We start from the raw sequence: 15,217 nt of genomic DNA, 5'->3' as shown, positions 1-15,217 counted from the left end.
GAAAATGAAAGTGAGGCTACTGGATTATAAAACCAATAGCCTCACTTTATTACTCAATTCACCCTAGAATTCGAGCTTTCCTGCTCTTTCTAGCTATGCTAATTCTGCTGACCTAAGAGTCATGGAACATACCTGAAATCTATCGATGCAATAAACTTTGTCAAATCATTTGCTAAATCACATGTCCTATCGCTATCTATGAAATTGCCATACTTATCAAACAAGATTTTAATGATCGGACGACTGGGGTAGTTCTTTTGAACCTTGATTACTGTGCCCACCTCTCCGGTGTTTAAGGTGACTATTGAGCCTTGGGGATAAAGTACTAAACATTGAAGAAAGCTTTTTACTATATTATCATTAAATTCTTCACCTGAACCGGCAATGATTAATTCTAAGGCATAATAGGGAGGCAGCCCTTTTCTATAGGGGCGATCACCAATCAGAGCATCAAAGACATCAGAAACAGCAACTAGTTGTGCACTTAAGGTAATGGCCTGCTGACTTACTCCATCGGGATAACCATTGCCATTCCAGCGCTCATGGTGGTGTCTAATAATTGAAAGCACCTCAGCGGATAAATTAGCCTCTTTAAGCATCTCCTCTCCGATAAGGGGATGCTTCTTGATGATCTCCAATTCCTTAGACGTCAATTCTGAGGGCTTGTTAAGAATCTCGGAAGGTATTGAGCCTTTTCCGATATCATGTAATAAAGCTCCTAGGGTTAAATCTCTTAGGGTTTGTCCGGTAAAACCCATTTGCAAGCCAATAAGTGTTGCCAAAATTGCAACATTTACGGAGTGTATGTAGGTATCGTCATCAAACTGACGAAACTTATTTAGATCTATGTATACTTGATCGGCTCCTTCAAGTTCATGGATAATTTTGTCTACAACAGATAAGGTCTTATGCAAATGATCGACACTAAACAAACACATATCCTCAATTACTTCCCTTAGTTTACCTACTATATCCTGGTATTCAGATTCATCAAATTTGTAGGTTTTATTACAGCCTTGAGATTTATTCAGCTCATATTTTAAGGTATAGATCTTGCGTTTCTGGAGAAGTTCTAGAATATTTGGTGTAATGGGCTTGCCTTTAGACAACAAAAGTATTCCTTGTTTATCAAACAAATCAAGGGAAGAAAGCTCTCCAATTTGGAATATCGTAGTTGATAAAGGTTCTAAATAAGTTATCAAAACCAATTCCTCCTAAAAACAAAAAAACGCTGAAATAATTCAGCGAAACCTTTCATCTATTCGATAACCCGGCTGTCTTCACACACGTGTAAGACCCGTGGCTTTGCGTCCCCAGCTCTCACTGAGTTTGCCATTATCGCAGAATTACGATATTTTTATGACCTAAGTGCTATGCCAATAGGTCTTTATGCCTAATATATCACACAATTTAGCCAAATAATATACTTAAACTTGTAATTTCTCTCAATTCAGCGATAAAAACCGAATTTCCTTCTATATATTACTTTTATTTGGATTTGGTACCTCATAGGGTAAGAACCTAATAAAAAGAGTGTAAAATTAACCATCTCCGTCGTTAATTTTACACTCTCCTCAACTCCTGACAACGACTTCCTATAGGGGCTAAAGCTCCTTTCTCAACCTAGGATCCAGAAAGTCTCTTAAGCTGTCCCCTATGAAATTCGTTCCAACAGCCATGGTCAGAATCGCTAAGCCAGGAAAAGTCCCAATCCACCAATAGTTAAAATTCAATACCCCGTCTGCAACCATTGCTCCCCATTCCGGAGTGGGGGGTGGAGAACCTAACCCTAAAAAGCTCAAACCCGAAAAAAGAAGAATTGCATTACCAAAATCCAGGGTAGCTAAGACTAAGACCGGGCCAACACTATTAGGCAAAATCTCATTGAAAAATATTCTAAAATGGGAGGCACCCAGGGATTTTGCCGCTTCAACATATTCATTCTCTTTGTTGGCGATAACCATACTGCGCATTACTCGAGCATAGTTAGGCCACCAAATGATCACCATTGCCAACAAAGTATTATACAGGCTGGGGCCTAAAGCAGCAGCAATGGTCATAGCTAAAATAATTCCAGGAAAGGCCATAACCATTTCTGAGATTCTCATCATGATTTCATCGGCTAGTCCACCAATATAGCCGGCAATACCGCCATAAATCATTCCAACAATGGATGCCAGGATAATAGTAGCCAGTCCGGCAATCAGAGAGATGCGACTGCCCATCAATACACGGCTAAAAACGTCTCGTCCGATGCTGTCCGTTCCAAACCAATGAAGACTGCTGGGAGCTTGAAAACGATGGGCCAGATCTTGGGCCAAATAGCTATAAGGGGTAATCAAAGGAGCCATCAGAGCAATTACAATCCACAAGGAACATACGATTATACCTATCGAAAACAGAAAGTTGTTTTTCATGATTCGCAGCAGCATATTAATGATACCTCACTCTGGGGTCAAGAATTCCATAAAGAATGTCGACGAGCAAATTAATCACAACATAGTTAATGGAAATCAAGATTGATACCCCGATGATAGCAGGAAAATCCAAATTCCCTGCTGCCTTATAGGCATATTGCCCGATACCAGGCCAGGCAAATATCGTTTCTACTAACACCATACCTCCCAAAAGGTTGCCAAACCCTATACCAATAACAGTAACAACAGGAATTAAAGCATTTCCCAAGGCATGACGCATTATGATCATTTTTTCCGTCAGACCTTTTGCCCTAGCCGTACGAATGAAATCTAAGGACATAACTTCCAGCAGACTGGAGCGAGTTGTACGGGTAATCAAGCCCATAGTAAAAGAACCCAAGACCAACCCGGGTAAAAGCAAATGCCATAAAGCATCCCTGGCCAGACTCCAATTTCCCGCCAGAAGAGCGTCAATAACATAAAGGTGAGTCACTTCAACGGGTGGTTTCAGATATGGACTTATTCGCCCGGGGCCTGGGGCTATCCCAAAATGTACATAAAACAGCAGTAAGAACATAAGTCCCAACCAAAAACTAGGGACAGATACTCCTAAAACAGAAATACCCCTAATCAGTTGATCCATTGCGCTGTTGCGCTTAATGGCCGAAATTATTCCAAATAGCATACCAAAAACAATGGCAATAATAATTGAGAAAATAGCTAATTCAATAGTAGCTGGAAAATAGTCTTTCAAATCATCCAGTACCGGACGCTGGGTTCTGATAGAGGTACCTAAATCTCCCTGAACCAAATTACCGACATAAATAAAATATTGAGTGTATAAGGGTTTATCCATCCCCCACTTGGCTTTAAAAGCCTCCACCATTTCTGGGTTATCAATATTTCTCTGACTTAAATTGGCCAAAACAGGGTCACTGGGCACTGAGTGAGAAATGACAAAGACAACCAGCGAAACTCCTATAACCAGAAACACTAAGAAAAACAATCTTCTTGCTATATACTTAAGAAGTCCCAACGATATTCACCCCCTTCAGGCCTGTTCAATCAAACTAACTTCTAGGGAGGGCAGATGCTGAAACGCATCTGCCCTCTAGGTTACTATTTTGCTGAAACATTTTTTAAATTTATTTTGTAGAGATCAATATAGTCGGTTCCTTTAATGTTATCACGGGTTGCGTAATGACGAGCATGCTGGAGCAAGACATCAAAGGCACTATCTTCGTCCATTATTTTTTGAATATCTTCAAGGTTCTTGACTCGGGCAGCTTTATCTACCTCTACCGCAGCTTTCTTGCCCAATTCTACTAATTTCGGATTCATTGCAGCTGTCCAATTAGCACGCAGACCTACTGGATTACCGGGTAAAAACGCTAATTGGGTGTTCGGATCCGGATAGTCAGGACCCCAATACCACAGGGACAGAGCCTGGGTACCTTTACGATAAGGATCGAGAGCCACCATAATATCAGAGGTTTTAATTTCTGTTTCAATACCTATTTGCAGCAAATCGTTCTGGATCTTTTGCGCCAAGGTTGGTAAATCCATACCTTCAACAGCCAAAGTAGCTACTTCCAAGGTAGTCTTAAATCCTTTTTCATAACCGGCTTTTTTCATTAACTCTTTTGCCTTCTCGATATCTTGAGCAGTTTTGGGATCTCGTGGAGGCAAAGTTCCTAGAAATCCCACTTGGAAGGGTGCTACAGGTGTAATCGAACCCTCACCGGCTATTGTCTGCATTCCTTGATAGTCTAAAGCCAAGCGAATTGCTTTCTGTACATCCGGGTTAGCAATCGGGCCGCCAATTTTAGGATCCCGGTTCATCAATAAAAAGGTTAGGGTCATTGATTGGGCTTTCTTAATTTCAATCCCCGGCTTATCTTGGATTTGTTTGACATGTTCAGGTCCTAAATTAAAGGCAATATCAATATCCCCTTTTTCCAGCATCATCAATTGGGTTCCGGGATCAGAAATTGCTTTTAGAACAACCTTATCGTAATAGGGAGCTTCTCCCCAATAATTCTTATTCCGAGCTAAGACCACTTCCACTTTAGGCGTATAAGATTCAATCACGTAAGGACCTGATCCGGCAGAGTGGGTATCAAACCACAGTTTGGCCTTATCGGAGGTGCTGGCGTCTGGGGCATTGGTTGCCCCATTCTCCATGGCCAATTTGCTGTCAATAACTCCAAAGGCATTATAGGTCAATTTAGTTAAGAAGGATGCGTCTTGCTCCTTCAGGTTAAAAACAACGGTGTCCGGATCCGGAGTTTCTATGGATTTAATTCCATCCGTTAAGAAGGCACCATTACCTTTTAGGTTAATGGATCTCTCCACACTCCACTTAACATCTTGAGAAGAGAGAGGATTGCCGCTGGCAAACTTTACTCCCTTATGCAGCTTAAAGGTATAGGTTAGACCATCCTTGCTGACCTCATGGCTTTCCGCAATACCATCAATAGGGGCATCCAGATTATCCTCAAACTGCATTAAGGTATCATAAACGGGATGCAAGACTAATAAAGCATATACCTCATAGGCTAGACCAGGATCAAAGGTTTCATAATCAGGATCCAGGGCCATTATCAACTGTTTAGTACCATCCGAGGCTTCAGGCTTAGTTGCAGCATCCTTACTGCCGCCACATCCTACAACAAAGAGCAACACACAGGTCAGTAGAGCTACTAAAACTCTAAGGTTCTTTCTCACAATTTTCCTCCCCTTTCAAATCTTATTTTGGGTAACAACCATCACCTTCAAGTAAGTACGAGTAACATTAAAGTTCGAATATCCCTCCTTTTAGATTATTCAACTCCATGGCAAGCTACAAAATGACCCGGAAACACCTCCTTTAGCAGAGGCTCAGCTTGACTACATAAGTCTGTCACCTCAGGGCACCTAGTATGAAAGCGACACCCAGATGGAGGATTAGCAGGACTTGGCACATCCCCTTTTAGCAAGATCCGTTCCTTTTGCTGATCCGGATCACTATTGGGAATTGCCGAGATCAAAGCTTTGGCATAGGGATGTTGAGTGTTATGATAGATATCCGCATGACTGCCGGTTTCAACAAGTTTTCCCAGATACATAACTCCAACACGATTGCAGATATGATGAACCACACTTAGGTTATGGGAGATAAATAAATAGGTCAGGTCATACTCTCTTTGGAGATCTTCCAATAGATTAATAACCTGTGCTTGAATCGAAACATCTAAAGCAGAGACTGGCTCATCGCAGATTATCAGCTTAGGGTTCAAGGTTAAAGCCCGGGCAATCCCCACCCTTTGCTTTTGCCCTCCCGACATTTCATGGGGATAACGGCTCAAGTGGTACTCGGATAATCCTACTCGATTCATTAATTCTTTGATTTTAGCTTTTCGCTCAACCTTTGAGCCAACTTTATGAATGTGAAAAGGCTCATTTAAAATATCCTCAATGGTCTTTCTGGGATTTAAGGATGCGCTGGGATCCTGAAAAATCAGCTGCATCTTTTTTCGCATGTCTTTCATCCGGTTATTTTTCAAGGAGACTATGTCCTCTCCCTCAAAAATCACCTTGCCGGCAATTGGTTTATAAAGGCCAAGTATGGTGCGTCCAAGAGTACTTTTGCCGCACCCGGATTCTCCCACTAAACCAAAGGTTTCCCCTTTAAACAATTCAAATGAAACATCATCTACAGCTTTAATATACTTTTTATTAAAAGAAAAGCTGCTTTCGCTCTGAAAATACATTTTTAAGTTCTGCACCTGCAGAAGCACATTATCTTCCATGTTCCACTCTCCTAGTCTTTGCCTAATTCATTGACATGATGCCAGCATCTGACAGCGCGATCTGGGGATACATGGATTAAATCAGGAGCCTGCTCTGAGCAATTTGACGTTGAATAGTTACACCTGGGTTGAAAACTGCACCCGAAGGGCATTTCGAAGGGGCTGGGCACTGTGCCTTCAATCGTATGTAAGCGCTGCTTCTCTTTGGTAATAGTAGGAATAGACCTTAATAATCCCTCGGTATAGGGGTGCAGCGGCTCTCTGATCAATTCTTTAAGGGGGCCGGACTCTACCACCTGACCGGCATACATGACTACGACACGATCACACATTTCCGTAATTATCCCCAAATCATGGGTAATCATGATAATGGCCGAGTCAATTTCCTTGCGAAGATTTTTTAACAACTCCATAATTTGAGCCTGAATGGTTACATCTAGAGCTGTTGTTGGTTCATCCGCCAAAAGTAGTTTAGGTCGACAGGCTAGAGCCATGGCAATCATGACCCTCTGCCGCATTCCACCGGATAATTGATGAGGGTACTCTTTAAACCTTTGCTCCGGAATTGGAATACCCACCAGCTTCAAGAGTTCCAAGGCACGAGCCTTGGCTTCTTTTTTGCTAAAGCCTTTATGCAGCAAGAGGGGTTCCATGATCTGCTTGCCACAAGTGTGAATAGGGTTTAAAGAAGTCATAGGTTCCTGAAATATCATGGCTATCTCATTCCCTCGGATCTTGCGAACTTCTTCGGTCGATAATTCCCTGAGGTTTTGCTGGTTGAAAATTATCTCTCCTGATGTCTCTCCAGGGGGATTAGGTACTAGGTTCATAATTGATAGAGCGGTAACGCTTTTGCCGCTTCCACTCTCCCCAACAATGCCCAGCGTTTCACCTGACCGTACTGAAATACTCACATCCCGAACGGCCCTAAACACACCTTCGGAAGTTCTAAATTGCACATTTAAGTTATTAATTCTTAGTAAATCGTCCTGTCCGATATCATCACTCATATTCATGTCTCCATAAAGATTTATCTTATCTTAGGTTTCAGAAACTTGTGAAATAATTCAACTATAGATGAACTTGAAAGTTAACTTCTGACTATTAGAACATAAGGCTCTTAGGTCTCGATAAGTTCGCGTGAAAAATTATTAAAACGCACCGGCCCGTTTTCCGTTAGTCCAACAATATCTTCAATACGAACCCCAAATTTACCCGGTAGATAAATACCCGGTTCAATGCTGAAAGTCATACCCGTTTTGAGGATTTCTTGATTGCCCTTAACTATATAGGGATCTTCGTGGATATCCAGCCCTATGCCATGTCCGGTCCTGTGAATAAAGTATTCTCCATATCCGGCTCGAGAAATGACTTCCCGAGCAGCCTCATCGACTTTCTCACAGGCAATCCCTTGCTGAACCGCCAAAAAGCCGGCTTCGTTGGCATCCTTTACAGCATTAAACACTTTTTTGACCTCTGCGGAGGCCTTACCCACAGAGAAGGTTCGAGTCATATCTGAGCAGTATCCTTGGAAGAGTCCTCCGAAATCTAATACCACTAAATCCCCCATCTGTAACTTTCTATCCCCGGTATAGTGGTGAGGAGAGGAGGTGTTAGGCCCTGAGGCAACAATGGGTTTAAAGGAAAGCTCTTCCGCTCCATATTCCTTCAGCTTTGATTCCACAAAAAAGGCTAACTCTTTTTCAGAAATACCCGGTTGAATAACCATACGTACTTCCGCCATAACCTTATCTGTTAAGCCCCCGGCTTTTGCTAGTTGACTCATCTCGTATTGGTCTTTAAACATTCTGATTTCCCGCATTAGATTTGAGACCCCAATGAACTCAAACCCAATAAAAGCTCTTCTTAGACTCAAGAAGTGTCCTGCCCACATTCTTTCATCAATTGCTGCTATGGCTGACTCCTTCTTAATTAGGGTCAGCAATAAATCCACCGGATCTGTTTCATCAGACCAGGTCACTAAGTCAAAATTCTTCTCTTCCAGGTTCTCTGCTGCTTCTCGATACATATCCGGCATGATCATTACCGGTTTGCCCTCAGCCGGCACTAAAAAAACTTGCAGCCTTTCATCAGCTGTGGTCTTTAATCCTGTTAAATAAAATAATTGTGATGTAGGGGCAAATACCATATAGTCAGTGTTTTGAGATTTCATGATTGCCTGGATTTTTTGGATTCTAGCTGTATAACTACCCATAGATTCGTGTGCCCTCCTAGTCATTCTTCGATATTGTCTTTAAATCACTGTTAACCAATTGAGATTAAGATTGTTTCACTAAGAACCAGACTATTTCACAGTTCTCTGTTCCATCGTTTAAGGCCCAATGTTCCTCACCCGCTGGGATTAAAGATGCTTGACCTTCCGATACCCGGCATTCTTTGCCTCCACTCACGGTTAAAATAGACCCACGCATTATAAACGAGTATTCATGCTCAGCATGCACTCCTACGCCTTCAGCCGGTACTCTTGCTCCCGGTGGAAATACCACTGTTCCCATAGTCACCTGGGCATCCTTAAGCGCGTCTGCACCGAACAGAGTTTTCATGATCACATCACTTCGATCAGCTGCTTTAATATCTGCGTTTGTTATAATTTTCATTGAAGAGCTTTCTCCTAACATTTCAAGTTAAGTTAAGTTAAATTAATTATTTTAAACCCTTAAGATCTTAGTTAAACCTATATAACTCTCTATATAACCCTATATAAACACGATTACTCATGAAAAATAATGGGGGTAAGTACAGCAATCATATGAACTGGTTCATCTGTTTGATTATGCCAGGTATGATCTAGAAGAGAAGGAAAATGAATCGTATCGCCCTCGTTCATTTCGTATTCTTTGTCTCCAACCTGCATTAGGACTTTCCCCTTCAACACATAGTAGAACTCTTCACCGGGGTGATTAAAAACAACCTCCTGCCCTTGGTGCGGGGCTAATACTATATGAATCGGCTCCAAAACCTTTCCGGAAAAGTTACCTCCTAAGCGGGTAAAGATCGAATTTGATCGTTCAATCTGAAAAGGCTTGCGCTCCTCAACGGGTGTAAAAAAGCTGTTAGTGACAGTATTTTCAAAAAAAGAGGACATAGAAACTTTAAATACATCCGCAATCTTTTGCAGGGATGTGATAGCCAGTGAGCTGTTTCCTCGTTCTACTTGAGAAAGAAAACTTACGGAAAGTCCTGTTTTTTCACTTAAGTCTTTAAGTGTCATATTCATGCTGACACGCAGGCTCCGAATTCGCTCATAAATATTCTCCATAAAATCCCTCTAATTCCTATATTAATTTAGTTATATGAAATATATTACAGTAATACTAAAATGTCTAGACTTTTGGAAAGATAATACAGTATTCAGTATAAGAGATCCGCTTTGCAGAAAATGCTCCTCCCGATTTCTCCCAAAGGCAGCTTCTCCCAACAGAAGTGAACGAATCACACGGAGAGGCAGTAAGGCCCACAAATCTTTCGCGGGGAAGCGCAGCCACGGTTCACCTCAGGTATTACCCTGAGGTTTGGCGAAGCTCCCGCGGAAGAGTGTGGGCGAGCCTCGGAGTGTTGAGTTCACGGATGTGGGAGAAGCTGCCCAACCCAAGGGACCCTATTTTCATACTACTCAGACCCCAATGTATAATGACGAAAAAGGACTGCCGCCAACATGGCAGCAGTCCTTTTTCGTCATTATACATAATCTCAACGCGGTGCAATTCCCGTCAAAACCCCATAACCGCCGAGCACCTTTACCCTTCCCTCAAGTCCTCCCTTAAAGGATTCTAGCTCTAGATCCTTTCCACTCCCTTGTTCCACAAAATACTTATCCAGGCTGTAGTCGACACGGTAGGAATTAGTTTCATTAAAGGAATCCTGAAATTTGCCTTTTAGGTAAACTCCTTGTTTTGGTTTTGTTTCACTCACCTGGTCAATCACATAATACCTACCCTCTTGCTTGAGGTTTACATAAAGGGTTTTATTATAGACCTTATCGATTGGTAAGGAAACTTTAGACTTTGGAACATCAGAGATAGCAAAGTTAATGGCCACATAGTCTCCCCGAAAAAGATCTGTCGGGTCGTAAGCCTTAGTTTCCAGAACAATCTCTTCCCCAAAGAGCACAGTTGCTTGAGGTTTAATAGTCATTGCTAAGAGGATGAACAAGGGGATCGCTACTGCAAGAAGGAACGTTTTCCTTTTGGTCATGCCAAATTACCCCCTTTTGTTTTCATCCGTTCAAAATAGAAACCAAAGGCTAGTAAGAGCAGACCTCCGACAATAAAAAACAAGGATTTTGGTAAAAACGCAAAGGTATCCGTATAATATCTAAAGATCGTAATACATACAAAGACCAAACTAATCAAACTGCCCTTGCGGATTAAGAAAAACAGCAGAGCCACAAAAGCCAGGGCGAAGAGGATACTTACCAGACGAGTCGATTGGGCATTAACCAGAACATCCCACAACTCAGGGATGGTTAAAATTACACCGGTAACCCCAAAAAGAATATGACCTTGAACACGGAAAACATCCTGCTCAAAGGTGTGCTTTACCCCGTACATAACCAGACCTATGCAGAAAAAGAGCAGGGCAACATATAAACCATCCAGGTCATAGCTTAAGGCCATTCGAAAAATAAAGCTTAAGCTTATCAAATTAGCCACAAATAACAACTGTCTGGATTTATCAAAGTAGTACAAAGCAAGATACACAATTGGAACCCCCAGCCAGCCCGCATAAGGGAATCCTTGTTCAAAGGAACCGAGAAGATAGACCAAAAATAGCAAGTTTGCAAAAAGCATTAGGTACTTATCCTTTTGCTGGAAGGCTATAGGCAGGACACCTACGGACCAAAGCAAAAATGCGGTGGGAAAGTCCCCTCCGAAATTGTACATCTGTCCAATCAGAAAGATACCCGCTCCATAAACAAGTGTGCCCAGGTAGATTAAGCTCCTGCCTGTTCTAGGATTGGTCTCAGTCAACTGATACCCCGCTAGGTTTACCCCACAAAAAACTCCAAAGATGATTAGTAGCTTAACAAAATGAGTAATTCCATCCCAATTGCTGGCGATAAAACTTAATATTCCCAGTCCCACTAAAATGGCACCGATGGTAACTACTACTCGAATAAAGTTTGGGCCACTTTTGACATCATATGTCTCTAAGATTCCTAGCTTTTGTTCCTCTGTGATTAAGCCAGAACTTTCAAAGTAACCTAGTTCCTTACTGATTAAGGCGAAGTTCCCTTTAGTGATTTGACGTTTCAATCCGTTTCCCCTCCTCTACTCTAAATTTTCACCTGTATAGAAACACGGAATAGCAAAGTTCTAACCCTACTATAATTAAAGATGAATTTGATTATAGGAATTTCTACTTTATCGTAACAGGTGATTTAGCTAGAGCCACAACCTTCGGATGATAATTATGGGGTCGAACCGTCAGTTTAAATTCCATGTTAGTCACATCATCTGGGAGTGATGGAGTCACTATAAAGGAATGCTGCATTCCTTTATTATCCCCTCCTCCTCTACTAGGTCGGCATTGATAGTCTGGCGAGATAAACAATTCTAGTCCGGCATGTCCAATTCTTACATTTTCTTCTATACTGTCCAACTCAATTTCTACAGATACTACACTTGCATTCTTATATTGTTTCATGTAAGTTACTGCATAAAAAAAATCATCCAATTGAACACTCTTCAGGATGGGTACAAATCTGAGGAATTCGTCTGGCTCGATTTGTTCCTGTAACACGGGAATTGGCTCATTGTACATAATTCCGAATAAGCTTAATAACATAGGTTTGTTAAGTGCGTACCTTTCACACCAAGCATTAATCAACTCCATTCCAGGAAATCCGGGCTTATTATTAGAAAGCTCCTTTCGTTTGGCAAGAAGTTCACAAATTTGCTCATCAATCCCAGTAAGATGTTCACAGTAGTAATCCGTAGGGGCATCAAACGACCCATATTTTATCAATTATATAACCTTCTTCCTTCCAACTTGCCTATTACTAGGGACAGATATAATATCAAATGCAAACCATTCTGAAATGTTTATTAATTAATATTCTACTCTATTAATAATTATTTTACAATTGATATTATTCTCTCTCAGATTTGTCATTCATTTTCCATAACTTCAGCCCCATTGGCCAGAAACGCCTTTTCCCAATTATCCACGTAAAAGTCTGTTGCCCACTCAGCCATTATAACGGAAGCCCCGTACGGTAAGTCAATTTTTGCCAAAGGCTCATTAACCAGTTGACCGGCAGTGATTGAAAAAGCTAACAGCTTAGTCTTGGTCACCACCAGAGCCATATCCCGATTAGGGGATGTAAAGGCATCAACTGCATCGGGAACCTTGTCTTTAATATACTGCCAGCTGAGACAGAGAGTGTCATACATAATCAATTTCCCAGGGGGAACTACATTCACATTAAAATCCAGATAACTAGGCTCACTTGATTTTTGTAAATAATAGTTAATTCTTCCTCTCAGATACCAATGCCCATTTTTTCGGATCAGCCCAAAATTCTGCTCCACACTCAGGTCATCAATTGATTTAATATTTGGGTTTTTATAGAGAGACCGGCGGGCTTGGGCCCGCGCATTGCTATAGGCCGCTGATCCGTTGTCTCCCAAAAGGTCAGACACCTTGATTCCCTCAGAGGTTGAGATTTTATCCACGGGCAGCACCTGCAGATGATTCACCCCCAAATTGTTTTCCACAACGACAAAGTCATTTCCCACATACTCAATGACCTTTTTGCCTGAACTTTTCTTTGCCTCTCCCCGGCTAATCATAGTCTTTAGTTGGGAATCTAAGATCTTTGTCGAGACATCATGAGCAGATAACCTCTCTTCCAAGCTTAGTTCATCCAGCCCCGGACGTATCTGAAGTTCCCAAAAGCCGCTACTACGCGGGAAGAAGACATTGTTTCCTTTTAATATAGGATGTAGCTTCATATTATCGATGGCCAGCCAGAGAGTCTGATAGGTGAATTCGCCATTTGCTACAATATCCTCAGCATTTGATTCTTTTGGCAGTTTAAGTCCTAACAATACCCCGGACGATCCCGGATTGCTCTGTTGGTTCGCTATAAAGTCATTTTGATCAACAGCTACTAAATCACTTTCCACTTGATCCGAGACCTTCTTCAGGTACAAGACGTTACTTTGAACAAAGGCAATCAGCCTTTGCTCATCTATTCTCATGAATTCACCAATAAAATTTTCTTCAGAGGATACAGTAATAACTTCTACATCTTTGTTTTCCGGCATGAGCTCATTGGGTAAGTTGAGATATTTGGTTACTAAATAATTAGTAGAATTAACTCTCTTTATTTTAAATTCTGGGCGGTTCCAGACATAGTCACCCATCAAGGCAAAATTCCCTGATAATTGAATGTTCTTGCCCTCCCAACCTAGATTATCCTCTTCAGGTTTTTCGTCGGTTTCCATCTCCTGGATGACCAACCACTGTCCCTCTAAGGGACACATAGTATGAACCGGAGGCACAATTTTTCCCGCTGTTGTCCAAGAAAGATCGGCACACCCACTTAACGATAAAAGCAAAAAGATTACAAGTAAGATTTTATACACCCTTCGCATAGACCTTCTCCTCTTTAGGCAAAGTGATAAGCACCTTTGTCCCTTGCTTAAGTACACTGCTAATCTCTAAATTTCCACCCATTAGATTGACGATTTCCTCACAGATTGACAGGCCTATTCCGTTTTTCGAGCGAGAGCTTTTCCCCTTGTAAAACTTCTCTTTGACCATAGGCAGCTCCTCAAGAGCTATTCCACAACCGGTATCAGCTATGGTAAACAATAGATTTTCCTTTTGCATAACGGCAGAGAAATCAACTCGTCCACCGGCAGATGTGAAATTAAAGGCGTTATCTAAAATGTTAATAAACACCTGTTTTAGACGATTAATATCCGAATATAAGCTGGGAAGATTAGGAGAACAATGGACGTTAAAATTGATATCTTCTCTGACTGCCCTTGGAGTTAATTGTTTTTTAATATGTTCCATAAGAGCAGTTAAATCGATTTCTTCTTTTTGCAGCTTTACCCGGCTGGATACAAACTCCGAGAAATCCAAGAGTTCATCAACCATTAAAGTAAGCCGCTCACTCTCTTTAGCAATAATCCCCAAACCGTCTGCCAGCATCTCCTTCTGTTGAAACTGTTCATTTTGTAGAGTAATAGCCCATCCCATGATTGAGGTTAAAGGAGTACGCAGTTCATGAGAGACAGATGAGACAAAATCATTTTTTAGTTGTTCTTTTTTCACAATCTCATCCGCCATATAGTTTAACGTATCGGATAGCTTGCCAATCTCATCTTCACGTTTTTTTTGAGTGCGTGCCTGAAAATTACCCGCCGCCATCTCTTGAGCAGTTGCTGTAACTTCTTGCAACGGATCGATAATGGTATTGGCCAAGAAGATGCTAATCAAACCAGCAAAAAAGATTACAGCTAGGCCAATTGAAATAAAGATATAGGCAGTATTTTTAATATCCTGATCTACAGAACTTAAGGAAGTGATAAAGCGTAAAGCCCCCACTATCTGATCATTAGACTTTAAAGGGTAGGACACTGCCATGACCTTTTGTCCATTCAGTTTGCCTATCCACTTTCCTATTTTTCCGTTCAACGCATCCTGGATATCATTAACTGCCACATTTCCCGCTGGAATTACTCCTAAGGAGTCCATAACTATATTGCCATTTTGATCCACGATTTCCACTTCAGCATTACTCTGGTTCCAGAAAGCGTCTACATTGTAGAGAACATTTTCTTGAAGGGAGGTGTCCGAGAAGTACTTGGCATACAAATCAGAGGAAATCTTAATCTGATTTGTGAGACTTCCTTCAAGACTTCCATAGTAGTTTTGCCGAACTGTATAAATCAAGAGCACCTCGAGAATTGTCACAGTAATGATAATAATAATCATAAAATTAGCGGTCAGCCTTGCTCTTATGCCTTTCAT

14 protein-coding genes and 1 riboswitch are annotated in these 15,217 nt (G+C 41.4%); all 14 genes read right to left on the bottom strand.

Annotated elements, in window-relative coordinates:
- Positions 1-119 precede the first annotated feature (119 nt).
- The 14 genes from DP73_RS09860 to DP73_RS09795 all read right to left on the bottom strand — a co-directional run bounded on the left by DP73_RS09860 (position 120) and on the right by DP73_RS09795 (position 15,217).
- Positions 120-1,202: an HD-GYP domain-containing protein gene (locus DP73_RS09860; protein WP_242865732.1), complete on the bottom strand. Its 1,083-nt coding sequence runs from the start codon at positions 1,200-1,202 to the stop codon at positions 120-122.
- Positions 1,203-1,261: 59 nt separating this feature from the next.
- Positions 1,262-1,344, bottom strand: a riboswitch (cyclic di-GMP riboswitch).
- 260 nt (positions 1,345-1,604) lie between these two features.
- Positions 1,605-2,432: an ABC transporter permease gene (locus DP73_RS09855; RefSeq protein WP_034599197.1), complete on the bottom strand. Its 828-nt coding sequence runs from the start codon at positions 2,430-2,432 to the stop codon at positions 1,605-1,607.
- A 1-nt stretch (position 2,433) separates the two neighbouring features.
- Positions 2,434-3,453 (bottom strand): ABC transporter permease, encoded by a 1,020-nt coding sequence (locus tag DP73_RS09850; RefSeq protein WP_034599195.1) that lies wholly within the window; start codon positions 3,451-3,453, stop codon positions 2,434-2,436.
- A gap of 83 nt (positions 3,454-3,536) precedes the next feature.
- Positions 3,537-5,144, bottom strand: a complete 1,608-nt coding sequence (locus tag DP73_RS09845; protein ID WP_034599194.1) for an ABC transporter substrate-binding protein — start codon at positions 5,142-5,144, stop codon at positions 3,537-3,539.
- Positions 5,145-5,239: 95 nt separating this feature from the next.
- Positions 5,240-6,208 carry a dipeptide ABC transporter ATP-binding protein gene (locus DP73_RS09840; RefSeq protein ID WP_034599193.1) on the bottom strand — a complete coding sequence of 323 codons (969 nt, stop codon included), beginning with the start codon at positions 6,206-6,208 and terminating at the stop codon, positions 5,240-5,242.
- Positions 6,209-6,219: 11 nt separating this feature from the next.
- Positions 6,220-7,218, bottom strand: coding sequence for an ABC transporter ATP-binding protein (locus DP73_RS09835; RefSeq protein WP_081963006.1), 999 nt, complete (start codon positions 7,216-7,218; stop codon positions 6,220-6,222).
- Positions 7,219-7,328: 110 nt separating this feature from the next.
- Positions 7,329-8,423, bottom strand: coding sequence for a Xaa-Pro peptidase family protein (locus DP73_RS09830; RefSeq protein WP_034599192.1), 1,095 nt, complete (start codon positions 8,421-8,423; stop codon positions 7,329-7,331).
- Between the two features lie 64 nt (positions 8,424-8,487).
- Positions 8,488-8,826 carry a cupin domain-containing protein gene (locus DP73_RS09825; protein ID WP_034599191.1) on the bottom strand — a complete coding sequence of 113 codons (339 nt, stop codon included), beginning with the start codon at positions 8,824-8,826 and terminating at the stop codon, positions 8,488-8,490.
- Positions 8,827-8,939: 113 nt separating this feature from the next.
- Positions 8,940-9,488: an XRE family transcriptional regulator gene (locus tag DP73_RS09820; protein WP_034599190.1), complete on the bottom strand. Its 549-nt coding sequence runs from the start codon at positions 9,486-9,488 to the stop codon at positions 8,940-8,942.
- 431 nt (positions 9,489-9,919) lie between these two features.
- Positions 9,920-10,423, bottom strand: coding sequence for a GDYXXLXY domain-containing protein (locus DP73_RS09815; protein WP_034599188.1), 504 nt, complete (start codon positions 10,421-10,423; stop codon positions 9,920-9,922).
- Positions 10,420-11,484 carry a DUF2157 domain-containing protein gene (locus DP73_RS09810; RefSeq protein WP_034599187.1) on the bottom strand — a complete coding sequence of 355 codons (1,065 nt, stop codon included), beginning with the start codon at positions 11,482-11,484 and terminating at the stop codon, positions 10,420-10,422. Before DP73_RS09810 ends, DP73_RS09815 begins: the two co-directional genes overlap by 4 nt.
- Before the next feature lie 103 nt (positions 11,485-11,587).
- Positions 11,588-12,196, bottom strand: a complete 609-nt coding sequence (locus DP73_RS09805; RefSeq protein ID WP_052090531.1) for a hypothetical protein — start codon at positions 12,194-12,196, stop codon at positions 11,588-11,590.
- Between the two features lie 143 nt (positions 12,197-12,339).
- Positions 12,340-13,830 (bottom strand): hypothetical protein, encoded by a 1,491-nt coding sequence (locus tag DP73_RS09800; protein ID WP_034599186.1) that lies wholly within the window; start codon positions 13,828-13,830, stop codon positions 12,340-12,342.
- Entirely contained in the window at positions 13,814-15,217 is a 1,404-nt protein-coding gene (locus DP73_RS09795; protein ID WP_034599184.1) for a HAMP domain-containing sensor histidine kinase, read from the bottom strand. Before DP73_RS09795 ends, DP73_RS09800 begins: the two co-directional genes overlap by 17 nt.

The sequence above is a fragment of the Desulfosporosinus sp. HMP52 genome (assembly GCF_000765145.1).
Taxonomy (GTDB): Bacteria; Bacillota; Desulfitobacteriia; order Desulfitobacteriales; family Desulfitobacteriaceae; genus Desulfosporosinus.
This window is presented reverse-complemented; position numbering and strand designations above follow the sequence as displayed.

What these genes read in the sequence shown, in the direction of transcription:
- DP73_RS09855 (WP_034599197.1), bottom strand. Translation starts at nt 2,432, where the DNA reads ATGCTGCTGCGAATCATGAAAAACAACTTTCTGTTTTCGATAGGTATA.
- DP73_RS09840 (WP_034599193.1), bottom strand. Translation starts at nt 6,208, where the DNA reads ATGGAAGATAATGTGCTTCTGCAGGTGCAGAACTTAAAAATGTATTTT.
- DP73_RS09835 (WP_081963006.1), bottom strand. Translation starts at nt 7,218, where the DNA reads ATGAGTGATGATATCGGACAGGACGATTTACTAAGAATTAATAACTTA.
- DP73_RS09830 (WP_034599192.1), bottom strand. Translation starts at nt 8,423, where the DNA reads ATGGGTAGTTATACAGCTAGAATCCAAAAAATCCAGGCAATCATGAAA.
- DP73_RS09825 (WP_034599191.1), bottom strand. Translation starts at nt 8,826, where the DNA reads ATGAAAATTATAACAAACGCAGATATTAAAGCAGCTGATCGAAGTGAT.
- DP73_RS09820 (WP_034599190.1), bottom strand. Translation starts at nt 9,488, where the DNA reads ATGGAGAATATTTATGAGCGAATTCGGAGCCTGCGTGTCAGCATGAAT.
- DP73_RS09815 (WP_034599188.1), bottom strand. Translation starts at nt 10,423, where the DNA reads ATGACCAAAAGGAAAACGTTCCTTCTTGCAGTAGCGATCCCCTTGTTC.
- DP73_RS09800 (WP_034599186.1), bottom strand. Translation starts at nt 13,830, where the DNA reads ATGCGAAGGGTGTATAAAATCTTACTTGTAATCTTTTTGCTTTTATCG.
- DP73_RS09795 (WP_034599184.1), bottom strand. Translation starts at nt 15,217, where the DNA reads ATGAAAGGCATAAGAGCAAGGCTGACCGCTAATTTTATGATTATTATT.